Below are 21,789 nucleotides of genomic sequence, written 5' to 3'. Positions count from 1 at the left end.
CTAGCCCTTCACGCCGCTGAACGCGATCCCTTGAATGAAGTACTTCTGCAGCAGGACGAACAGGATCAGAATCGGCAGGATCGCGACGAGAGCGCCGGCCATCATCGGTCCGTAATCGGTCTGATAATTGAAGGAGAACGCCTGAAGCCCCATCTGGATCGTATGCTTCTGCGGATCGTTCAGCACGATCATCGGCCATAGGAACGAGTTCCAGCCGGCCTGGAACGTGAAGATGCCGAGCGTGGCCAGAGCGGGCTTCGTCAATGGCAAGTAGATGCGCCAGAAGATATGGAATTCTCCCGCCCCTTCGATCCGCGCCATCTCCATCATGTCGCTCGGCAGCGTCAGGAAAAACTGGCGCATGAAGAAGACGGCGAACGTGCCGGACGCACCCGGAAGAATGATCGCGGAGAACGAGTTGATCAGCCCGTGTCCGCCGCCTCCCGTCCAATCGTTCCCGCCGAAGAACGGAAAGTGCATCAAGACGTAGAAGCTCGGAATCATCGTGACGACGCCCGGAATCATCATCGCCGCGAGCAGCACGCGGAAGATCGGCTTATTGAACCGGAAAGGCAGCTTCGCGAACGCGTAGCCGGCCAGGGAGCCGAAGAACAGGTTCGTCAGCACGCCCATGACGGCCAGGAAGAAGGAGTTGGCGAAATACCTGCCGAACGGAACGGTTCTGAACGCGTCCGCATAGTGCTCGAACGTAACGCGGGATGGCAGCCACTGCAGCGGATACGCGAAGATTTCGTCATCCGGCTTCAGCGACGTAAGCACGCTCCAGAGGAACGGAAGGAACATGACCATCGATACGAGGACGGCTACGGCATAGAACACGGCGCCGCGGAGCGTTCGGACATGGCCTGCATGCAAAGTAACGTTGGATCTCACAGCCGATCACCGCTTTCTATACGATAGACTCTTCCGCTTTGGACACCTTCATATTGACGAGTGAGAAGACGAGAATCGCGACCGCCAAGACGAACGCCTGCGCGGAGGCGTAACCCATATTCAGCTGGTTGAAGCCTTGCTGGTAGATGAGATAGACCGGGGTTTTGGTCGCGTTGGCCGGTCCGCCTTGCGTGAGCACGAACGCTTGATCGAACAACTGCAGCGCCCCGATGATCGACATCGTGCTGACGAGGAACGTCGTCGGCCGCAGCTGCGGCCACGTGATGAAGCGGAACCGCTGGGTCGCGTTCGCCCCGTCCAGCTTGGCGGACTCGTACAGATAGTCGGGAACGCCTTGCAAGCCGGCAAGGTAAATGACCATGTTCGAACCGATCGACTGCCATAGCGTAAGCATGATGACGGAAGCCATCGCCGTGTCCGTCTTCGAAGTCCAAGCGGGTCCGGTGATGCCGAAGTAGCCGAGAATGCCGTTCAGCAAGCCGTAGTCGGGATGCAGAATCCATAGCCACACGGTCGCCGCGGCAACGGCGGACGTAAGCGTGGGCAAGTAGTTCAGCGTACGGAACAGCTTGACGCCTATCCTCGCTTTGTTCAGAAGCAACGCCACGAGAAGCGAGATCAAGATATTGAGAGGAACGAAGACGATCGTGTAGAGAAGCACGTTGCGGAACGTCTGCCAGAGCAGACTATCCGATAGGAGCTTGCGGTAATTATCCAAGCCGATCCAATCCATGCGGCTCAGCACGTCGTAATTCGTGAAGCTGAGATAGAACGCCATGAATACCGGTATGACCGTGAACACGGCGAACAGAAGCAACGTCGGCGTGATGAACAGATACGCCATTCTCGCCTGGTGACCTTGAAGCTTACGGGATCGAAGCATGCCTCTTGCCCCTCCTTTCGTTAACCGCTCATCTCGCGACCCGAATGCCGCAAGCATCGAGCGCCAGCTCGCAGTACATCATGTTCGCCCACGAGAACCATTCCCTCGTATAGCGGCTCGAGTCGTCCGCGTGGAAGCCTTCGTGCATCATTCCCTTGCCCGCTTCCGTCCGCTCGAGCAAGTCTAGCAAGCGGAGCTTCTCCTCCGGATCGTCCGAGGTTAACCCTTGCATGGCCAGCGAGATATGCCAGATATATCGCTCCGGCGTATGAGGGCTGCCGATGCCGGACGCTTCCGTTCCTTCGTAATAATAAGGATTACCCCTGCTTAGCACGAGTGCTCTCGTATTGCGGTAGATCGGATCGTCGCTCGGCGCGTAGCCCAAATACGGGATGGACAACAGGCTCGGCACGTTGGCGTCGTCCATCAGGAGACGGTTGCCTAACCCGTCCGCCTCGTAGGCGTAGACCGTGCCGTGTTCGGGATGCTCCAAGGTGCCGAACTCGCGGATGCCTTGATCGATGTCGCGCGCTAATGCCTCGGCCTTGCGCTTCAATTCGAGATCGTTCAGCACGACGTCGGCAATCTCGCTCACGTACCCGAGCACGACGACGGCGAACATGTTCGAAGGGATCAGATACCCATAGTCGCATGCGTCGTCGCTTGGCCGGAAGCCCGACCACGTCATGCCCGTTCTGCCCGTCGGCGCCCCTCTTCCATTCCGTCCAAGCGTATCGGTAATCGGACAGTTTCCGCGTTCGAAACGGTATTCCGAGTCGGTTTCATGATTCTGTTCTTTCGTCCATACGTCGAGGATGACCCCGACCGCATCCGTGAAAGTATCGGTAAAATGCGTCGTCGACCCCGTGTTCTTCCATAACAGATAAGCGAGCTGCAGCGGGTAACACAGAGAATCGATCTCGTACTTCCTCTCCCAGATCCAAGGCGTCATCGGGGTATCGTCCTCTTGATGCCCGTTGCCGTTCGGAGCTTCGTTGAACGCGTTGGCGTACGGGTCGTGCAGGACGAATCTCAGTTGTCTCTCCACGATGCCTTGCAGCAAGCGATGAATTTCCTCATCCTCCGCCGCCAGCAATAGATACGGCCTCGCTTGGGCCGCGGAGTCCCGGAGCCACATCGCCGGGATATCTCCCGTAATGACGAAAGCGGTGCCGTCGGGAAGGTGGCGAAAAGTCGTATCGATCGTATTGCGGATACAACGGGCGAACATCTCGTGCGTCTTGGGACGGTCCGGGAGCCGTTCGCGCACCTTGGCGATCATACCGTTCAGCGATTCAAGCGACTTCGCTAGCTGTGCCATCGTTCTCTCCCCTTCTTCCCTTCTCGGATTCGGACGGAATGAGAAAAGGGAGGGTCGGCCTCCCTTTTCGTCTCCCGTCGCGATGCGCGATCCGCTTATTTCACGTCCGCGTTGTCTTTCAACAGCCGGTCGCCCTGCTCTTGGGCTTTCTTAAGCGTCGAAGCCGCGTCCTGCTTGCCTTCCAGGAACAGCTGCAGGTTCGGAACGAGTCCGTCGCCTTCCATGACCGAGTAGCCCGGATGCTGCGGTCTGATCTTGGCGAACTCGAGCGTGTCGAGGAACGGCTTCCAAGCCGGATCGTCCTTGAAGAACGGATCGTCGAGCGCCGGTTTGTATCCCGGAATGTTCAAGCTCATTTTGGACCACATCAAGTAGTTGTCTTTGTTGGCGAGCCACCATTTCTCGAATTCCCAAGCTTCTTCCTTGTGCTTGGAACCTTCGGCGATGACGAGGCCGAAACCGCCCATGACGCTTCCCTTGTCGCCGTTCGGACCCGCCGGGGGAGGAACGACCCCGAAGTCGAGATCTTGGCCGTACTTCTTATACGTGCTGAGCATCCAAGGTCCCGTATAATTCATCGCGAGCTTGCCGGTTACGAACGCGTCCGTGCCTTCGCCTAGCCCTTGCTCGAACCCGATTTTGTACACTTTGTCTTGATTGAGCAAGCGGTCCCACAGGTTAAGTACGGATAGGCCCTTCTGGTTGTTGAAGTCGGTCGCGTCGTTGGCCGCGTTCAGCATCGAGCCGCCCGCTTGCTGCAGATACATGTTATACAGTCCGGCGTCGCCCAGCGAGAAGCCCGCGACTTCGAGCTTGTCGCCGTTCCACTTCGTGAGCTTCTTCGCCGCGGCCGCCAGCTCTTCCCACGTGGTAGGCGGCTGCAGATTCGCCTCGGCGAACAGCTTCTTGTTGTAGAACAGGGCGCGGGCGTCGACCGTGAGCGGCAGTCCGTACAGCTTGCCGTCGTGGCTAAGCTCCTTCAGCGCTTCGTCGTAATAGTCGGATTTACTGATGCCGTCCCGCTCCAAGTATTCGTCGATCGGGTGCAGCACGTTTTTGGGCGCGTACAGGTTCGTCCGCCAGCGGTCCCAGAACATGATATCCGGCGAACCGCCCGAAGTCGCGGCCGTCAAGAACTTCGTGATCATGTCTTGCTGAAGCACGTATTTGACGCGAATCTTATCCTGCGACTTGTTGAACGCGTCGACCATCGTCTCGAATTGTTTCTGGCCTTCTCCGCCCCAGTCGCCCCAGAACGTGATTTCGACCGGGTTGCCGCCTTCGGATTTGGAAGAAGAATTGCCGGGCGAAGCCGATTTATTGTCATTATCGTTGCTGCATGCTGCCAATAGCGATGTTGCCATGATGCAAGCCGATGCTACGCCTAACCATTTTTTCATTTGCGAAGCCCCCTAAACGAATTATTAAGCGCTTACAAATAGTATAATAGGAGATCATAGTTAATATGTCAACATAAATATTTTCTAAACTTGATATATCATTTTGTAACCATTTGTAGATTGGAAAAATAAAAGCCCGAATCTTATTCGGGCTAATGGGGACTAATCGGTGGAGTCGCCTTTGACGATCGCGTACGGAATCGTGTTGTTGAACGGAATGTCCTTGGCGTCCCATTGCGACTGAAGCAGGTCGACGGCGCGTTGGCCCATGGCGAATTCGTCTTGGCTCACATGGGTGAACAAGTACTTGTTGAACGGGCTGCGAGGAGAATCGAAGCATACGATGCTGCAGTCGCCGGGAATGCTCTTGCCCATGGAGAGCAGCACTTCCCTCAGAATCAACGCGATATTGTACTCTACCGCCACGAACGCCGTCAGATCCGGGTTAAGCTCGACGAACCGTCTGACGTTCTCGAAGTCGATCTGCACGTTGCGTTCCTCGAAGGAACGCGGCACGGAGCTGAACATATTCGTCATGAGGTGTTCCGGATTCAGCCTCTGGCCGTGCCTGATCAGCGCGTCCGTATAGCCCTGTATCCGATCCTCGATCGTCGAAGTGTTCTCGACCGGTAGAGAGATGAATCCGACCTGCGTATGACCACGGTCGAGCAAGTATTTCGTGATGTCGTAGGCCGCGGCGCGGTTGTCCGTGTACACCGAGCATGCGGCAAGCCCCTTCAGATACCGGTCGACGAACACGAGAGGATGCTTGTCCAGCACGAGACGCAGCAGCTCGGAGTTGTAGTGCTCCCCGTGTACCGGGAAAATAATGAAGCCGTCGACGCCCAGCTGCAAGTACGATCGGATCGCGGCTTCCTCTTCGTCCCGCTTGTCGTACGTAATCTTCATCAGCATGCGGCCGCCGATCTCCGAGCATCTCTCTTCGACGCCATGGATGAGCCTTAGCCCGTACGATTCCGCGAAGTCGGGCAGAATCAAGCCGATCAGCTTCCAATTCTGAGGGTTGTCGGCTTGCTCGTGAAGCGTCTCGATCAGCTCGGGCAGCTTCTCCGCGACGAAGGAGCCCTTCCCTTGCACCCGTTCGATCAGACGGTTGGCCGACAGCATCTCCAACGCCTTCTTGGAAGTGATGCGGCTCACGTTGAAGAGGTCGGCGAGCTCCTTCTCCGACGGAACCCTGCTTCCGCTCGCCAGCTCGCCGCTCTTGATTCTCTCGAACAAGTAATTATAGATTTGCTCGTATAATGGGCCGTCCATCTTATCATCCCTTGATGTATCATGATATATCAACTATACTCAAAAACATTCATCCTATCAAGACCAAAAGAAGCCTGCCGATTGCCGGCAGGCTTCTTATTATGCGAACTCGTCCAGCAGTTCCGGCGTCCAGTTCTTCACGCCGTTGTCCTCGATGATGCCGAGAACGACGTCCGTAATATCCGGGTCGGCGATCAACCGGTCCTGCACCCTGAACTTGATATCGTCGGCATCCGCCAGCGACAAGCCCGGACGCAGCTCGATCAGCGCGTCGACGTGATAATAACGCCCTTCCTGCGTAATGCGAATCTTGTTAATGTCCGTGACGTCCTTGTCGGACAGGATGATCATCGCCACCTTCTCCGCGACGTCGCGCGGAGCGGCTACGCCGATCAAGCCGACCATGTTGTCGTAGCCTACGCGGAACGCTACCGCGACCATCAACAGGCCGATCAGAATCGTCGCGACGCCGTCAAGCGCCCCGTAAGCGGTCAAGGAGGTAATCAATACCGTGACCATCGCGAGCAACGCGCCCGTCACCGCTACGATATCCTCGTAGAACACCAATCGGGTAGGCGGAGCGGAACGGCCGACGTGCTTGAAGGATAACGGGATGAACCGAAGCCCCTTCGCCTCGACTCTCGCTTCTTTCAGGATTTCCTTCATGACCTTAAGCAAAATGGCGCCATCGACGACGAGGTTTAAGACTAACACCGAGATGTTAAGCCACAGTCCGGAGCTCGTCTCCGCCGGATGTTGAACCAAGTGCCAGCCTTCGCGCACCGTCTCGTAAGCCATGATGGATACGACGATGACCGCGATCATGCAGAAGATGTTGATGACTCGTCCGAAGCCCGTCGGGAATTGACGGGTCGGCTTCTTCTCGGCGAGAATGCTGCCGACGAACACGAAGCCCTGGTTGATGCTGTCCGCCAAGGAGTGCATCGCGGACGCGAACATCGCGCCGCTGCCGCTTACCGCGGCGCCTACGCCTTTGGCGATGGCGATTACCGCGTTGCCTAACATCGCGATCGCGGACGACTTGTTGCCTTTCTTCACTAGCTCGATTAACTTCTCTCGTTCGGGTTCGGGGTCCATTGTTCCTCCTGAATGATATAAGATTCTATACTAATACGGACAATTGTATCAACGGTTTCAGATAGAATCAATATAACCAACAGGGCTTACGCATAATCAAACGATTCGCCGAATGAATAGTTTATAGCCTTAAATCCATCGGCATAGGGCGTGTTCGAGATGAAATACACCGATCCGAAATACGGGTTCAGCCTGCGGCTTCCCGATTGGTGGACGAAGTACATCGTCGTCGAACGGTTGAACCGGTTCGGCGAAGCCTTGTACGGCGTTCAATTTCTATTCAAGTACGAGGGCAAGGTTTATACGGACGTATTGACGCTTAGCGTGTACCGGATGACCCGCAAGCAGTGGCGCGACCGAGGCTACGACGATACGCCGCTCAACTTCCTCGCCGAGCGCAACGGACGAATCTTCGTTTACTCGGTTCCGGGAGAGCCGCCGGAGGAATTTTACGACGAGAATTCCGAGGACGGCTACGATCCCAAGTACGCAATCCCGCTCGACCTGTTACGGCGGATGATCAACGACGACGTTCCCCGGCTCGTCAAGACGTTCAAGCTAGCCGTCCGCCAGCCGGTCAAACGGCGCCCTCCGTCAGCCGGAAGCCGGTAAGCCGCAGCTCGGCGCCTGCCGCGAAGACGGCCATCCGGCCTGTCAGCCATGGGGACGAATCCGCTCCGGCTTCGTGCAGCTTCATTCCGTTCACCCGGATCTCGCTGCCGCCGGGCGCCCTGCGCACGAGAATCGATAGCGCGCGCGGCAGGTTCGCTGGCGGCAGAGCGGCCTTCGCCAGCTCGCTGCCCGAATTCGCGTCGCGAAGCGCGAGCCTTGCTTCCCCGCCAGCATCCCACTCCAGCAGCAGTTCGCCCGTCGCGCCTCCGTCCGCATGCTCCCATCGTAAGCCCGCCTTCCCGCCCGCTGCTTGCAGCAGCAGCTCGAAGTCCCATTGCGCCGTATAGGTCTCCGGGCAAGCCGTCCGATAACCCAGCGACGTCTCGCCGTCCTTCCGCGCGCGAATGTCCGCCCCTTCCGGTCCGACGACGATCGCCCCCGTCGCTTCGAAGCGGCCGTTCAGCTCCGCCAGACCGCGGAATCGCGTCTCGTAATGCGCAGAAACCGCGATGCCGCCGAACGCGGCTCTCGATCGCAGCGTCGCGAGCCCGAGCGTGCACGCATCGAACGCGATGATCGCATGCTCGAACAGCTTGGAGCCGTCCAGCGAGACGGTCAGCGCCGATCCGAATTTGTCGACGCCAATTCGATGCCAAGCGTACGGATCGAATCCGGACGGCAGACCGATCCGCGCCAGCTCGGCTTCGAGATGGCCCTGTATCCCGATAACGACAAGCTCCTTGCGTCCCGCGTCCACGACGATGCGCACGGAAGAGGGAGCATCCCCGAACGAATCCCGCAGCCCCTCCAGCCATACGCCGCATACGCACCCGGTCATTTCCGGCAGGCAGCGCTGCCATGCTTCGAAGCGGAAGTCCGTCCATTCCCGCCGCATCCGGATAAGGCCCGCGCCTTGCGCGCTAACGCTCGTCAACTCGCCGTCTTGGACACGCCAGTCGCCGGCTTCGACATCCCAGAGTACCGGATCCGGAGCGCCTTCCGGACCGTCGCCCAGCTCTCGGAATGCCGGCATGCCGGGCGCGTCCTGCCGAAGCCACGTCGGGCCCGGTATCCACATGCGATCGCCCGCCCAATGCAGCGGATCCATGCGCAGCTCGCGCCGTTCTTCGCTCGAAGCTTCGTCCCGAACGTCGCGGCCATGATACATGACCCAATGATCGACGAGATTCGGCGCGATCGCGACGGAATGATGGCCCGTGCCTTCGACCTTGCCGTTCTTCCGCAGCAGCGGCGCGTACGTCCGAGCGTTCGGAACCTTCGCGAACGCGCACTCGCCTATCGTCTTCGCCGCCGCGTCCGTCGCCGTTCCGACGAAGTAATCGTCCCGCTCGAAGCTGTTGCCGCTGTACATCAAGTAGTGCCGTCCATCGCGCTTCAGATAGAAGCCGCCCTCCAGCGTGTGCCAATCTCGTCCGTCGCCGAACCGGTCGGGACCGGAGATCTCCTCGTCGAGAGTGGCGCTAACGACGAGACGAGGCTTGCCTTCGGGCGTGAGCGGATCGAGCAGCCGATCCATCAGGATGACGGTGCCCGGACGATTCGGGTCCGTTCCCGCATAATTGTCCACGGAATAGAACAGATAGAGCGCGCCGTCGTCGTCCTTCACGACGTGGGCGTCGATGGAGAAGAAGTCGAACAGCGTCCGGCGATATTCGAAAGGACCGAGCGGAGAGTCCGACACAGCGACCTTCAACCATTGAAAGTGCTCCGCGGTGTCCCCGGAGGAGTAATACATATAGAACAGGCCGTTATGGTAGAACACGCATGGCGCCCAGTAGCTCTTCTCGGAGCTTAACAGCGCGTGCCCGCGACTCGTCCAGCGGGCCAGATCCCGCGAATGAAGCACCGTTACGCCGCGATGCGCGGTCGAATAGCAGTAATATTCGCCTTTGAACGACAGGACGTAAGGATCGGGATGCGTTCTCGGTACGTCGTTCCCGGCTTCGTCGTCGGCCTCGTAATCGACCGGTAGCGGATTGGCGTACGTGCGATCGGACAACGTCCGAAGGTAAGTCATCTCAGACATGCGGCTGCCTCCCTATGTATGGCCGGACTCCGCGGAGTCCGTATCCCTATTGTGCGGGAAGCAGCAGCCGCGCGTTACTGTCGAATTGCGCGATCGCTATGAATATTGCGGATTACCCGGCATGCCGAAGACTGAGCCTGTTCTTCATGAGCACCCAGCTCAGGATCGGAGAGCTTCCGACCGCGAGGAGCAGGCAGTTGATGACCAGAGGCGCTTCGCTGATGCTGATCGTCAGCATGAAGACGATCATCCCCGCGATCCTTCCGGCGTTCAGACCGAGCTCGCGCATGACGACGTACTCGACGCGCCGGCTCACGCTGTCGTCGTCCTGGCCGATCAAGTCGAATACCGCGGACGTCATCGGAATCATATAGAGCGGGAAGAACAGCCCGACGACGATACCGAATACGAGCAACGTAACGTAATTGACCCCGAAGAAGAACGCGACGACGACGGCGGTAATGGCGACCGTGCCGATTAACATCCCCTGCTTGCGCCACCTTGGCTTCAGCCATTTGCCCGTCGCGTAGAAACTCACGAACGCGACCGCCGAGGTGAGAAGCACGAAGTTGCCGAGCTTCAGCTCGCTGCCCGTATGGATGAACACGAGCAAGCCGATCATGATGCCGAATACGCTCTCCCGCAGCCCTTGCGCGGCCAGCGCGCCGAATACCGGCCGCCAGGGCGTTCCCGACCGCTTCAGCACGCGCAGCGGCATCGTCCACTCGTACACGCCGTCCGTCTTGCGGTGGCGGAGCAAGAAGCTGAACAGCACGCCCGCCACGAAGATGCCGAGGGAGATCATGAAGATCGTCCGATAGCCCGCATCTCCCTTCATATGAGACAGCAGATAGCCGGAGCACCAGGGCACCGCGATGCCGACGAGCGAGCCCATCACGCCGGCCAACCCGTTGAAACGGTCGCGGGTGGCGGCGTCGGTGGCTTCGAAGTAGACGACGTTATAGGCAAGCCAAAATAAGCCGATCGAGATCCCGTTAACGAGACCGAGCAGCCAAATGTACGAGAACGCGCTCTTGCCGAGCAGCAGCACGGTACCGTAGAAAGCGGCGGAGGCGGCGATCCCGAGCCGAAGGCACGCCATCTTGTTGCCTTCCTTCACCCAGTTGCCGGCCACCCAGAACGTCGCCGCCATGACGATATGGGATAGAAGCGTGAACCAGCCGAGCGGCATGAAGTCGTGGCTGGCCTTCCATATGTATACGCCTAGAAAGGTCCCGGACAGCGCGTTCGCGGTAATGAACAGGCCGTTGACGACGAGCAGCAGCCGCGTTTGACGGTCGAACCGGCCGCTCTTCGCCACGTCTCCGGTCGTTTCGCGTTGATTCATGGGCATCTCCTCTCGATGTCGCGATGGACGGACACCGACTTACGTTGCCCCAGATGCTCACGAAACGATACGCTTCCGCTACCGCTTCCTCGTCCGAATTAACGCGAACTGCTCCGCGAGATACTTCGGCGTATACGGCATGTCCTTGCGCAACCACGAGACGATCGTTCCGATGAGCGCGGAAGAGCTATACCAGATCGCGATCTCCTGTTGGATGCCCAGCCTGGAGAGCTCGGCGCTCGCCTTGCTCTCGATTCCTTCCGTAACCATCCTCGTCAGCAGCGTCAGCATTCGGTCCGTGAAGATCGGCGTCTTGCGCGAGGCGAGAACGACTTTGTACCATTTGGCGTTATCCGCGATATGCTCGAGCAAGCGGACCATATACAGCTTCGCGTCTTCCGGAGATACCGATCCGTCCTTCGGCTTACCCAACGCCTTCTCGATGCCATCGATCATCTCGTCCGCCAGCTTGTCCATCATATCCGGGATGTCCCGGTAATGGAGGTAGAAGGTCACCCGGTTGATCGTCGCCCGTTCGGCGATGCGGTTGACCGATATTTTCTCCACGTCCATCTCTTGAAGCAAATCGACGAACGCATCCCGGATCAATTGACGCGTCCGTACGATGCGCGGATCTGTATGCGTTTTCTTCGATTCGTTCATCGGCGTCGCGCTCCCCTCGTCCACTTCGGCTACAGTAATCCATAATGTGTCGTATATGTCGAACTTGATTTACACTTGCCTGCGAGATGCTTACTAATCGACGAATCGTTCGATACCGTCGCTTGTAAACCCGCCGCATCGGTATATAATCGAATTCATGCAATGTTTATTATGCGACACATTGTAAATTTAGTCTAGCACGAATCGAAAGGGTGAAGCAGGGTGAATATTACGAATAATATTAAAAAAGGCCCTATATTGTTCATCATGATCCTTGGCGCGTTCCTCGCGATCTTGAACCAAACGATTATGACCGTCGCGGGCCCGGAGCTCATGGTAGATCTCGACATCTCCGCGGCTACCGTCCAATGGCTGACGACGGGCTACATGCTCGTGAACGGCGTCTTGATCCCGATCACGGCTTATCTCATGCAGCGGTTCTCGACGCGCCAGCTGTTCCAGGCATCCATGATCATCTTCTTGGCGGGCACGATCGTATCCGCGGTAGCGTCGGACTTCCCCGTCCTGCTGGTCGGTCGCCTCATTCAGGCGGCCGGCGCCGGCATTATTATGCCGCTCCTGATGACCGTCATTCTGACGATCTTCCCGCCGGAGAAGCGCGGCGGCGCCATGGGCATGGTCGGCCTCGCGATCATCTTCGCGCCGGCGGTCGGCCCTACGCTGGCCGGCCTCATTATGGAGAACTATCCTTGGGAGACGATGTTCTACGGCATGATTCCGCTCGTCCTCGTCGTCATCGCTCTCGGCTTCGTCTATCTCCGGAACGTATCGGAACCGGCTCCTACGAAGCTCGATATGATCAGCGTCGTCTACTCGACGGCCGGCTTCGGCGCATTGCTGTACGGCTTCAGCCGCGCCAGCAAAGCCGGGTGGGGAAGCGCGGAAGTATTGGCGACGATTACGGTAGGCATCATCGCTCTCGCCTTGTTCGTATGGCGGCAGCTTTCGTCCAAGAACCCGCTGCTCGATCTGAGAGCGTTCAAGTACGGCATGTTCTCGCTTACGACGGTCATCGGCGTCTTGATTACGGTGGTCATGTTCGCGGATATGATGCTGCTCCCGCTCTACCTGCAGACCGCGCGCGGCTATACCGCGGTAGAATCCGGCCTGCTCATGCTGCCCGGAGCGCTCATCATGGGTCTCCTCATGCCCATAGCCGGCAAGCTGTTCGACAAGTTCGGCGCGAAGTGGCTCGCGATCATCGGTATCCTGATCACGACGGTGACGACGGTCGGCTTCATCGACTTGTCCGACTCGACCAGCTACACGTACTTGCTCTTGATGTCGACCGGTCGCCGGATCGGGATGGCGCTCTTGCTCATGCCGATTCAAACCGCCGGCTTGAACCAGTTGCCAGCGAGGCTGAACGCGCACGGAACGGCAATCTCCAATACCGTGCGTCAAGTGGCCGGCGCCGTCGGCACGTCGCTGCTCGTGACGATCATGACGAGCCGCAGCGAGACGCACGCGATGGACATGGTCGCGTCCGGCGCGGCGCAAGGGCTAACGCAAGCGCAATTGGGAATCAAGGCGATGATCGAAGGCATCAACGACGCTTACGTCGTCATCATCGGCTTCGGCGTCCTCGCCCTCGCGTTCGCCTTCTTCATTAAGCGCACGTCGCCGGCCGTGGAAGCGGAAGATACGGCGAAGGTCGAGAAAGTCGCCGTATAAGGCATAGCGGATTCAATCGGATAACGACACAGGAGACGGTCGGCCTTCCCCGAGAAGGCCGACCGTCTTGTTATTCCGGCTAGTTTGCCCCATCGTGCCCCGTCATGCGCGCCTCGTGTCGCATTTCGTCCAATCTCGTCTTCTCGCTACTCGCTCCTTCGTCTCCTCGTGCGGATTCCATTCCGATCCTCCCCAACGCGCCCCATCTTCGGCAAGTTTTGCTCATTGTTCGTGAACGCGCGTTTATGGTAACATGGACGAGGTCTGTTTACTTGTAGAACGTTTCTGGACTACAGAACTTTTCCGGCCATTTAATGCTGTCTGATAACGTTAAAAGAAGCCGGGGCGCTGGCGCGGAGATTTAACGCTGTTTGATAACGTTACGGTTTAGCGCCGATTACCTTTTAACGCACACAGATCGAAGAGGTGTATGCATTGTTAGACAATCGCAATCGCGAGCTGAAGCTGGTCGGCCTCACCTGGCCGATCATGCTGGAGAGCTTGCTGTTCATGTTAATGAGCTCCGCCGACACGCTCATGCTCAGCGGCGTGTCCGATGCCGCCGTATCGGCCGTCGGCGTCGCTTCCCAGTTCGTCTTCATCGCCATCCTGATCATCGGCGTCATCAACAACGGCGCGGACGTCGTCATCTCGCAATATCTCGGCGCCGGCAGCCGGATGGAAGCGTCCAAGATCGCCGCGCTGACCGTCACGCTCAACCTGCTGACCGGACTTGCGCTCAGCGTCGTCTTCTTCGCGTTCGCCGAGCCGCTCATGACGATGATGAACTTGAAGGGCGAGACGCTCGACATGGCGGTCTCCTATCTTCGGATCGTCGGCGGCTGGATCTTCTTCCAAGCGATCATTAACGCGTTCTCCGGCATCATCCGCACGTACGGCTACGCGAAGGAAGCGATGTACGTCGCGCTAGGGATGAACGTCGTCCACGTCGTTCTGAACTACCTGCTCATCTTCGGCAACGCCGGCATGCCCGAGCTCGGAACGGACGGGGCCGCGATCTCGACGGTCATCAGCCGCGGACTGGCCGTCGTCGTCTTCTTCTGGATGATGAGACGGGTCGTCGATTATCGCATCGCGTTCAAGGATTACGTGACGTTCAGCAAGACGTATCTGGACAAGATCCTCAAGATCGGCGTCCCGACGGCGCTCGAGTCCGTCCTCTACCACGTATGCCAGTCCGTCTTCCTGTATTACGCGACGGTGCTCGGCGAGGCGGCGCTCGCTTCCCGCCAGTACGCGATGAACTTGTCCATGTACGTGTTCCTGTTCAGCTCCGCCATCGGCATGGGGACGGCGATCATCGTCGGCCGATTCGTCGGCGGCAACCGCCCGGAGGACGCCTACAAGCGCGTGTGGGCGAGCGCGCGATGGAGCATCCTCATTACGGTCGCGATCGATCTGATCGCCATCGCGTTCCGCCATCCGATCATCGGCCTGTTCACCGACGATCCGGACATCGTGAAGATCGCGACGCAGATGGTGCTGCTCAGCCTCGTGCTCGAGACCGGACGCTCGCTCAACCTCGTGCTCGTGCCTGCGCTGCGCGCTGCGGGCGACGCGAAGTACACCGTCTATTGGGGTATCGTCTCCATGGTGTTCATGAGCTTGCCGCTCGGTTACTTCCTCGTGTTCGTGCTGGATATGGGTCTTGCGGGCGTATGGCTTGCGATCGCGGCCGACGAATGGGCTCGCGGCATCATCATGCTGTTCCGCTGGCGCAGCCAAGCGTGGAGAGGCAAGGGCCTCGTTACGACTGCGCGCGCTCCAGCCGGCAAAGCCGTAGAAGCTTAATAACCGCGCGATGCGCGAAAAAACAATGCAAGCCCGCGAGCTCATCATAAGCCGCGGGCTTGTTTGCTTGCTTGCTTGTTACGATCGCGCTTCGTTCATCCGAAGCTTCCGACTCGCTTCCCTTCCGGGAGCCATGCAGATTAACGTCACGACCAAGGCTGCGGCAACGAATAGGACGGAGCCGAGCATCGTATCGGAAATCGCGTGGGCGAATGCCGAATGCGACGGCGGAGCGGCAGATCCGGAGCCGTTGAAGACGGTGACGAGCACGGCCAGGCCTAACGAGGCGCCGCTCTGGTGCGCGACGTTGACTAGACCCGATGCCGCCCCGCTGTCTTGCGGCGCCACGCCGGCAAGACCCATCGCGGTCAGCGGTTGGAAGGCCATCCCGGCGCCTATTCCCATGAACGCCATCAGGACGAACATATCCGGGAAGAAAGGCGCTTGGACCGCCACAATACGGCTAAGCCAGAACGTGCCCGCGATGGCGAGCAGCAGGCCGGCGCCGAGCACGCGGGCATTGCCGTAGCGACGCAGCAGCCCGGGAATCGCGTACATCATCCCGAATTGAGCGACCGTGAACGGCAAGAAGGCCAATCCCGCTTCGAAGGAGCTGAAGCCGAGCGCCTGCTGCAAATATTGCGGGATGAAGAAGAAGAGCGAGAAGTTACCGCCGACGAGCAGGAACCTCCCCGCATAAGCGCCGGCCCTTCGGCGGTCCGCGAACAACCGGAGAGGAATCATCGGCTCCGCGACGCGCGCTTCGATCAGGACGAACGCGGCCATCGACGCCGCGCCGAGCGCGAGCGGAATCCAAGCTGCCAGGTTGCCCCAGCCGTCATCCGCGGCTTGGACAAACCCGTACGCCAACGCGGTCATGCCGATGACGGACGTAATCGCTCCCCACGGATCGAATCGTCCGGGGCGCGTTTCCGAATTCGGGACGTGCTTATGAATGAGAAGAAGCAAAATCGCGCCGATGGGCACATTAATGAACATACCGAGCCGCCAAGAGACGAAATCGGTGAACCAGCCGCCGAGAAGGAGACCGATGCTGCCGCCGCCCGCCGACACGGCGCTGTAGAGCGCAATGGCTTTGGTGCGTTCTCGGGCTTCCACGTAAGTCGCGGACAACAAAGCCAACGCGGCGGGCGTCGCCAGTGCGGCGGACAAGCCTTGAAGCGCGCGGGCCGCCAATAGCAGCTCCGCGTTCGGCGCGATGCCGGCGAGCAAGGACGTCAGAGAGAACAACCCGATGCCCGCGGCCAATATACGCCTGCGTCCGAGCAGGTCGCCCGCCCGGGCGCCAAGCAGCAAAAATCCGCCTAACGCCAATACGTAACTGTTTTGCACCCAAGTCAAGCTCGTCGTCGACATCCGAAGGGAACGGCCGATTTCGGGAATCGCGGTGACCATGATCGAAGAGTCCAGGACGACGACGAGTTGGCAGGCGATCACGATCGCGAGAATGATCCATTTGGATCGATGCATCTATTCCAAATCCTTTCCGTGGTTGAAGTTTCGTTGCTTAACCTCATTATCCACGTCTAGCTTGATCGGAAGTAGAGCGATCCCGTCAGATTATTGCCTAAAACTGCAGAGCGGCTATTCCATTCTTTGCAGACGTCCGAGAGGGTGTTACAATGGGGGCACGACGAGGAGGCGATCGAATTGATAGACCAGCTCATTGATGGAACGCAACGAATTACGGTAACCGAGGGACGGACGCCAACGATCGCCCCTTTTCTGTCCATCGTCAGGCGAAACGGAGATACGGCGCGCAACCCGGGAGTTCTGACGCCTTCTTTTTGTCTGATCCTGCAAGGAGATAAACGACTCTATCTTGGCGAGCGAATATTCCAATACGGAACGGGCGATTACTTGGCGTCCCTGCTCGATATTCCCGCGTCAGCCCAAGTCGTCGGAGCGTCCCCCGACAAGCCGTACATCGGCCTGCGCGTCGATTTTACGACGCAGGAGATCGCTTCCGTCGTCATGGAAGCGGACATTCGCAAGCCATCCCCCGCCAGTCCGACCGCCGCCGCGTTCGTCGGCAAGGCGGACGCCGATTTGCTCGATATTTTCCACCGTTTGCTGCAACGGGTCGTTCAGGGCCGCGATGACGCCTTCCGATTGGAGTTGCTCAAGAAAGAGATGCTCTACAACCTGCTGTCCGGCGACTACGGCCATCTGTTCCTGCAGAGGGGGCTGTTCGATCAGCGGGCGGACGGCGTCGCCAAGGCGATTCAATGGATAACCCGCAACTACGCCCGTTCCTTCACCGTCGAGGAGCTGGCCAAGTCCTGCAACATGAGCGTCTCCGGGCTGCACCACAAGTTCAAAGCGATCACGACGATGGGACCGCTGCAGTATCAGAAGCAGTTGCGATTGCAGGAAGCCCGGCGGCTCTTGCTGAGCGGGCCGATCGGGGCGACTTCGGCGGCGATGGCCGTCGGGTATGATAGTCCGACCCAATTCAACCGGGAATACCGGAGGCTATTCGGCCAACCGCCTCTGCAGGACGCCAAAGCGATGCGACTTGCATCCGGCGTGGCGAGCTTCGCGGATAGTTGACAACGACCAAAAGACGCTGAGCGATCAGCGTCTTTAACGATTCTTTCTGAACGCTCGCCGTTCAGTCCACCTTTGCGCCATAAGAGCGCAGGAAGTCGACGGCTTGAGCGACATCCATTCGTGCTCCCTTGACTTCGAACGACTTAAAGTCGACGCCGTTCAAATTCGCCCCGCGCAAATCCGCTCCCTGCAGCTTCGATTTCGCTAGATTCGCTCGCGTGAAGTCGCAATCCCTGAGATCGGATTTTTCCAAGTTAGCTTCGTACAGATCCGCCTCGAAAAAACGGACATTCCTTAAATCCTGTTTCATCAGCCTCGTTTGCCGGAGATTCGTATACGACCAATCGCCTTTCGCGATCGTAATGCCGTCCAACTTCGCCTGCGAAAAATCGGAACCCATCATCTTGCAATCGTTGAACCGGGCTACGAACAGATTCGCCTCGACGAACGTGCAGTTTTCGAATGCCGAACCCGTATGGGTAGAAGCGTTCATCATCGCTCCGCGAAAGTCGCACTGCGTAAACCTGCAATTGTCGGTTTGAATTTCCTCCATCGAGCTATGCGCAAAGTTGCAACGGGCGAACGTACAGCGCGAGAATTCGCCTTCCCTTAAATCCCGCCCGCGAAAATCAACGCCTTCAAAATATTCGTCGACATATCGCACGATCATCTTCCTCCTCCAACCTATTTCGTAATTAAGCCCAGCAGGCCGACGAACGAAGAAGCATGATGACGCGAAATGATACATCCGTTCAAATCTTCGATTTCAACGATCAATCCGCCGTATTCGCAATCGCTAAGATCGATTCCCTCCAGCTTGCAGCCGGTAAAAACCGCTTGGTCGATTCGGCATTCGGAGAACGCGATCTTTTGAAACGCGGACTGATAAAAATCGGCGTTCTCCAAGAAACTTTTTTCAAACGCGGCCTGCTTGAAATGCGCCAACCGAAACGCGGAAAAATGGCCCACGCAATTAACAAAACGAACGTTCTGGAATCTGCTCCTCGTAAAGTCCGTCCCGACCAGCTTGCAAGATCTGAACTCCGTCCGATGGAAGAACGAATCGGTTAGGCAAACGTTCGAAAGATCGCATCTGTCAAAGACGACATCCGACATTTCGATACCGATAAGGGAGGATTCCGTAACGGTTACGTTCCTGAATACGAATTTATCGAACGAGACCTTCTTCGCATCCTGACCCTCGATAGCGATATCGCTTGCTATACCGAGACGAAATTCGTCTTTGTCGCGAAGCGAATGCAATTCGTTCGTTATCGGTGCTAGATCGTCCGGAATGATTGGTACCTCAAGCTTTTTTCTCATATCTACGGCCTCCGATCGCGTTCCCCTTCCTTGTCTATCCTTCATTATAATGGACGAGTTTGAAGAGTCTAGCGGATTAGCTCAGGAACAATCGTTCCATTCCGCGTTATGCCGCATCTCTCTTCAATCAAGGCCCAGCCTCGGAGCGCTCTCGATGCATCTTGGGTTTGCCAGCGACATACGAATTTTCCGCGCCATGGCCCATGCGGTTTGGTAGCTGATTTCGAGCTGGTTCGCGATTTCGGCCGTGGATATCCGATGATCTTGATCGACCATATATATCGCAGCGAACCAGACGGTAATATCCGTATGCGTCTTCTCGAAAATCGTCCCGACCGTAAGGCTCGATTGGTTGCCGCACTTCCTGCATTCGTATAGCGGGTGGTTGCGGGTCACGATGACATAGTAAGCAGGATTTCCACACTTGGAACAACGATAGCCGGCAGGCCACTTCATGTCGAATAAATATTGATTGCACGACTTCTCCGTTAGAAAATGCTCCCGATATTGCCGATAGGTAATCATAGGCCGACCGTTCAAGCTCGCCACCTCCGCGAACATACATTCGCCTTGAGTATACCAGACACGCGAACACCAACGCAAAGAAGCCGTCCCGCGGGACGGCCTAGGAGATCCTATTCGGTTTATACCCCGGAGTAAGCCATGAAGCCGCCGTCCACCGGTACCGTCACGCCGGTAACGAAGCCCGACGCCGCATCGTCGACGAGCCACATCAGCGTGCCGAGCAAGTCTTCGGGCTTGCCGAAGCGCCGCATCGGCGTGTGCGCGATGATCTTATGCGAGCGCTCCGTCAGGGAGCCGTCCTCGTTCGTCAGCAGCCGGCGGTTCTGCTCGGTCAGGAAGAAGCCCGGCGCGATCGCGTTGACGCGAATGCCCGCATCCGCCATATGCACGGCCAGCCACTGCGTGAAGTTGTCGATCGCCGCCTTCGCCGCGCTGTACGCCGGAACCTTCGTCATCGGGCTCGGCGCGCTCATCGAGGAGACGTTGATGACGACCGCTCCCGGCCGCTGCGCCATGTGCCGCGCGAAGATCTGCGTCGGGATGAGCGTGCCGAGGAAGTTCAGATCAAAGACGTGGGAGAAGCCGGCGACGGTCAGATCGAAGAACGTCTTCACCTCGGGGTTGGCGACATCCTCCGGCTGGAATGTTTCCTTCGTCGTTATGCCGTCCGGATGGTTGCCTCCCGCCCCGTTGATGAGAATATCACAAGATCCGAGCTCGCGGGTCACTTGCGCTTCCGCCCGGCGTACGCTGTCGGCGTCGAGCACGTCGCAGGCGACGGCAAGCGCGATGCCGCCGGCTTGGCGGATCTCCTCCGCGACCGCCTCGCCCTTCTCCGCGGTGCGGTTCAGGATCGCGACCTTCACCCCGTGACGCCCGAGCTCGCGCGCCATCGCCGAGCACAGCACGCCGCTGCCGCCGGTAATGACGGCGACGCGGCCCTTCAAATGTTCTTTGCCGCTCAAGCTCATGCGTTAACGCCTCCTCTTACCCGCTTCGCCCGTTCCGCCGCGTCCCATACGCCCCATAAGTACATGATGCCGAGGGCCCGGTCGTACAGCCCGTAGCCCGGACGGCATTGCTCGTCCCAGATATGCCGGCCGTGGTCCGGCCGCGCGTAGCCGTCGAAGCCGGTGTCGCTGTATGCCTGCACGACGCCGGCGATGTCGACCGTGCCGTCCTGCGTCCGGTGCGACGTCTCGATGAAGTCGCCGTTGTCGTATACCCGCACGTTGCGGATGTGCGCGAACGGAATGCGGCCCGCGAACTCGAGCACCATCGCGACGATGTCGTTGTCCGGATTCGCGCCGAGCGAGCCGCTGCACAGCGTGACGCCGTTGCTCGGGCTGTCGACGAAGTCGAGAATGCGCCGAATGTCGTCCCGATTCTTCACGATGCGCGGCAAGCCGAAGATCGGATACGGCGGATCGTCCGGATGGATCGCCATCCGGATGCCGTGCTCCTCGGCGACGGGAACGACTTGCTCGAGGAAGTAGCGGAGGTTGTCCCGCAGCTTGTCCTCGGTCACGTCCTTGTACGCTTCGAATAACTCGGTCAATCGCCCCAGCCGCTCGGGCTCCCAGCCCGGCATCGTCAACTCGGGATTGCCCGCGATCCGCCGCACGAGCTCCATCGGGTCCATGTTCTCGATCTTCGCCTTCTCCATGAACAGCGCGGACGAGCCGTCCTCGAGCTCCTTGTACAAGTCTGTCCGAGCCCAATCGAACACCGGCATGAAGTTATAGCAGATCGTCTTGACGCCGACCGTCGCCAGCTTCGCGATCGTCTTCTTGTAATTGTCGATATAGAGATCCCGGCTAGGCAAGCCGATCTTGATGTCGTCGTGCACGTTGACGCTCTCGACGACCTCCAAATGCAAGCCCGATTCGTCGGACAGCTTCTTGTAAGCGAGAATCTTATCCAGCGGCCATTCCTCGCCCGCGGGCACGTCGTGCAGCGCCCAGACGAGGCCTTCCACGCCGGGAATTTGCTTGATCTGCTTCAGCGTAACCGTATCGTTGCCCTCGCCGTACCAACGGAACACCATCTTCATGCTTGAATCCTCCCTTAGGCTGTAGCACTCCATCCTCTATTATAGTCAAACCGCATGCGCGCACCTATTGAATAAATCTTCGGATAAACTTTGCAAATTAAAGCTTCTGCGCGCTGACGAAGAAAGCCGGATCGACCGGCGCCCCTGCGTTGTTCTAGCGGCGGAATAACCATGATATTTCGAGCATAATTTCCTCAAAATAAACGAAACCGGCAATTGTACGCGATTATTCAGTTATATTC

The 21,789-nt window shown here is 58.3% G+C and carries 19 protein-coding genes; 4 read left to right on the top strand and 15 right to left on the bottom strand.

The features are described 5' to 3' along the window. From ACFQZG_RS05955 to ACFQZG_RS05930, 6 genes are all read right to left on the bottom strand, one after another. The gene (locus ACFQZG_RS05955; RefSeq protein ID WP_378150642.1) at positions 1 to 894 is read right to left on the bottom strand and encodes a carbohydrate ABC transporter permease; all 894 of its coding nucleotides are present in this window, start codon (positions 892 to 894) and stop codon (positions 1 to 3) included. 16 nt (positions 895 to 910) lie between these two features. Then, positions 911 to 1,798, bottom strand: coding sequence for a carbohydrate ABC transporter permease (locus tag ACFQZG_RS05950; protein WP_378150641.1), 888 nt, complete (start codon positions 1,796 to 1,798; stop codon positions 911 to 913). A 28-nt stretch (positions 1,799 to 1,826) separates the two neighbouring features. Continuing rightward, on the bottom strand, positions 1,827 to 3,119 hold the full coding sequence (locus ACFQZG_RS05945; RefSeq protein WP_378150640.1) for a glycoside hydrolase family 125 protein: 1,293 nt from the start codon (positions 3,117 to 3,119) through the stop codon (positions 1,827 to 1,829). 95 nt (positions 3,120 to 3,214) lie between these two features. Then, entirely contained in the window at positions 3,215 to 4,519 is a 1,305-nt protein-coding gene (locus ACFQZG_RS05940; RefSeq protein ID WP_378150639.1) for an ABC transporter substrate-binding protein, read from the bottom strand. A gap of 162 nt (positions 4,520 to 4,681) precedes the next feature. Continuing rightward, a complete protein-coding gene (locus tag ACFQZG_RS05935; RefSeq protein WP_378150638.1) occupies positions 4,682 to 5,797 on the bottom strand; it encodes a GntR family transcriptional regulator in 1,116 nt (371 codons plus the stop codon). 99 nt (positions 5,798 to 5,896) lie between these two features. Beyond that, positions 5,897 to 6,895, bottom strand: coding sequence for a cation diffusion facilitator family transporter (locus ACFQZG_RS05930; RefSeq protein WP_378150637.1), 999 nt, complete (start codon positions 6,893 to 6,895; stop codon positions 5,897 to 5,899). Between the two features lie 159 nt (positions 6,896 to 7,054). Between ACFQZG_RS05930 and ACFQZG_RS05925 the strand changes: the two genes are divergently transcribed. After that, a complete protein-coding gene (locus tag ACFQZG_RS05925) occupies positions 7,055 to 7,507 on the top strand; it encodes a hypothetical protein (protein ID WP_378150636.1) in 453 nt (150 codons plus the stop codon). Here ACFQZG_RS05925 and ACFQZG_RS05920 read toward each other — a convergent pair. The 3 genes from ACFQZG_RS05920 to ACFQZG_RS05910 all read right to left on the bottom strand — a co-directional run bounded on the left by ACFQZG_RS05920 (position 7,473) and on the right by ACFQZG_RS05910 (position 11,565). Continuing rightward, entirely contained in the window at positions 7,473 to 9,554 is a 2,082-nt protein-coding gene (locus tag ACFQZG_RS05920; RefSeq protein WP_378150635.1) for a glycoside hydrolase family 43 protein, read from the bottom strand. The genes ACFQZG_RS05925 and ACFQZG_RS05920 overlap by 35 nt on opposite strands. Positions 9,555 to 9,666: 112 nt before the next feature. Further along, positions 9,667 to 10,902 (bottom strand): MFS transporter, encoded by a 1,236-nt coding sequence (locus tag ACFQZG_RS05915; protein ID WP_378150634.1) that lies wholly within the window; start codon positions 10,900 to 10,902, stop codon positions 9,667 to 9,669. Between the two features lie 78 nt (positions 10,903 to 10,980). Continuing rightward, positions 10,981 to 11,565, bottom strand: coding sequence for a TetR/AcrR family transcriptional regulator (locus ACFQZG_RS05910; protein WP_378150633.1), 585 nt, complete (start codon positions 11,563 to 11,565; stop codon positions 10,981 to 10,983). A gap of 267 nt (positions 11,566 to 11,832) precedes the next feature. Here ACFQZG_RS05910 and ACFQZG_RS05905 point away from each other — a divergent pair, with 267 nt between their 5' ends. Both ACFQZG_RS05905 and ACFQZG_RS05900 read left to right on the top strand, forming a co-directional pair. Then, positions 11,833 to 13,260, top strand: a complete 1,428-nt coding sequence (locus tag ACFQZG_RS05905) for a DHA2 family efflux MFS transporter permease subunit (protein WP_378151581.1) — start codon at positions 11,833 to 11,835, stop codon at positions 13,258 to 13,260. Between the two features lie 435 nt (positions 13,261 to 13,695). Beyond that, positions 13,696 to 15,072, top strand: a complete 1,377-nt coding sequence (locus ACFQZG_RS05900; RefSeq protein WP_378150632.1) for an MATE family efflux transporter — start codon at positions 13,696 to 13,698, stop codon at positions 15,070 to 15,072. A gap of 78 nt (positions 15,073 to 15,150) precedes the next feature. Here the strand turns inward: ACFQZG_RS05900 and ACFQZG_RS05895 are convergent, their stop codons facing one another. After that, on the bottom strand, positions 15,151 to 16,563 hold the full coding sequence (locus tag ACFQZG_RS05895; protein WP_378150631.1) for an MFS transporter: 1,413 nt from the start codon (positions 16,561 to 16,563) through the stop codon (positions 15,151 to 15,153). A gap of 180 nt (positions 16,564 to 16,743) precedes the next feature. Here ACFQZG_RS05895 and ACFQZG_RS05890 point away from each other — a divergent pair, with 180 nt between their 5' ends. Further along, the gene (locus ACFQZG_RS05890; protein ID WP_378150630.1) at positions 16,744 to 17,646 is read left to right on the top strand and encodes an AraC family transcriptional regulator; all 903 of its coding nucleotides are present in this window, start codon (positions 16,744 to 16,746) and stop codon (positions 17,644 to 17,646) included. Positions 17,647 to 17,707: 61 nt separating this feature from the next. Here ACFQZG_RS05890 and ACFQZG_RS05885 read toward each other — a convergent pair whose 3' ends face one another. The 5 genes from ACFQZG_RS05885 to uxuA all read right to left on the bottom strand — a co-directional run bounded on the left by ACFQZG_RS05885 (position 17,708) and on the right by uxuA (position 21,547). Continuing rightward, entirely contained in the window at positions 17,708 to 18,313 is a 606-nt protein-coding gene (locus ACFQZG_RS05885) for a pentapeptide repeat-containing protein (RefSeq protein ID WP_378151579.1), read from the bottom strand. A gap of 17 nt (positions 18,314 to 18,330) precedes the next feature. Continuing rightward, on the bottom strand, positions 18,331 to 18,969 hold the full coding sequence (locus ACFQZG_RS05880) for a pentapeptide repeat-containing protein (RefSeq protein WP_378150629.1): 639 nt from the start codon (positions 18,967 to 18,969) through the stop codon (positions 18,331 to 18,333). A 123-nt stretch (positions 18,970 to 19,092) separates the two neighbouring features. Beyond that, on the bottom strand, positions 19,093 to 19,509 hold the full coding sequence (locus tag ACFQZG_RS05875; protein WP_378150628.1) for a transposase: 417 nt from the start codon (positions 19,507 to 19,509) through the stop codon (positions 19,093 to 19,095). Positions 19,510 to 19,613: 104 nt separating this feature from the next. After that, a complete protein-coding gene (locus ACFQZG_RS05870; RefSeq protein WP_378150627.1) occupies positions 19,614 to 20,465 on the bottom strand; it encodes an SDR family oxidoreductase in 852 nt (283 codons plus the stop codon). Next, a complete protein-coding gene (gene uxuA / locus ACFQZG_RS05865; RefSeq protein WP_378150626.1) occupies positions 20,462 to 21,547 on the bottom strand; it encodes a mannonate dehydratase in 1,086 nt (361 codons plus the stop codon). The genes ACFQZG_RS05870 and uxuA overlap by 4 nt, the downstream gene beginning before the upstream one ends. Positions 21,548 to 21,789: the final 242 nt, after the last annotated feature.

The organism is Cohnella sp. GCM10027633 (assembly GCF_042675445.1).
Classification (GTDB): domain Bacteria; phylum Bacillota; class Bacilli; order Paenibacillales; family Paenibacillaceae; genus Cohnella.
Note: the sequence above shows the minus strand (reverse complement) of the source record. Positions and strands in the feature narration are given on the sequence as shown.

What these genes read in the sequence shown, in the direction of transcription:
- ACFQZG_RS05915 (WP_378150634.1), bottom strand. Translation starts at nt 10,902, where the DNA reads ATGAATCAACGCGAAACGACCGGAGACGTGGCGAAGAGCGGCCGGTTC.
- ACFQZG_RS05905 (WP_378151581.1), top strand. Translation starts at nt 11,833, where the DNA reads ATGATCCTTGGCGCGTTCCTCGCGATCTTGAACCAAACGATTATGACC.
- uxuA (WP_378150626.1), bottom strand. Translation starts at nt 21,547, where the DNA reads ATGAAGATGGTGTTCCGTTGGTACGGCGAGGGCAACGATACGGTTACG.
- ACFQZG_RS05880 (WP_378150629.1), bottom strand. Translation starts at nt 18,969, where the DNA reads ATGAGAAAAAAGCTTGAGGTACCAATCATTCCGGACGATCTAGCACCG.
- ACFQZG_RS05945 (WP_378150640.1), bottom strand. Translation starts at nt 3,119, where the DNA reads ATGGCACAGCTAGCGAAGTCGCTTGAATCGCTGAACGGTATGATCGCC.
- ACFQZG_RS05895 (WP_378150631.1), bottom strand. Translation starts at nt 16,563, where the DNA reads ATGCATCGATCCAAATGGATCATTCTCGCGATCGTGATCGCCTGCCAA.
- ACFQZG_RS05930 (WP_378150637.1), bottom strand. Translation starts at nt 6,895, where the DNA reads ATGGACCCCGAACCCGAACGAGAGAAGTTAATCGAGCTAGTGAAGAAA.
- ACFQZG_RS05870 (WP_378150627.1), bottom strand. Translation starts at nt 20,465, where the DNA reads ATGAGCTTGAGCGGCAAAGAACATTTGAAGGGCCGCGTCGCCGTCATT.
- ACFQZG_RS05925 (WP_378150636.1), top strand. Translation starts at nt 7,055, where the DNA reads ATGAAATACACCGATCCGAAATACGGGTTCAGCCTGCGGCTTCCCGAT.
- ACFQZG_RS05920 (WP_378150635.1), bottom strand. Translation starts at nt 9,554, where the DNA reads ATGTCTGAGATGACTTACCTTCGGACGTTGTCCGATCGCACGTACGCC.
- ACFQZG_RS05910 (WP_378150633.1), bottom strand. Translation starts at nt 11,565, where the DNA reads ATGAACGAATCGAAGAAAACGCATACAGATCCGCGCATCGTACGGACG.
- ACFQZG_RS05940 (WP_378150639.1), bottom strand. Translation starts at nt 4,519, where the DNA reads ATGAAAAAATGGTTAGGCGTAGCATCGGCTTGCATCATGGCAACATCG.
- ACFQZG_RS05935 (WP_378150638.1), bottom strand. Translation starts at nt 5,797, where the DNA reads ATGGACGGCCCATTATACGAGCAAATCTATAATTACTTGTTCGAGAGA.
- ACFQZG_RS05950 (WP_378150641.1), bottom strand. Translation starts at nt 1,798, where the DNA reads ATGCTTCGATCCCGTAAGCTTCAAGGTCACCAGGCGAGAATGGCGTAT.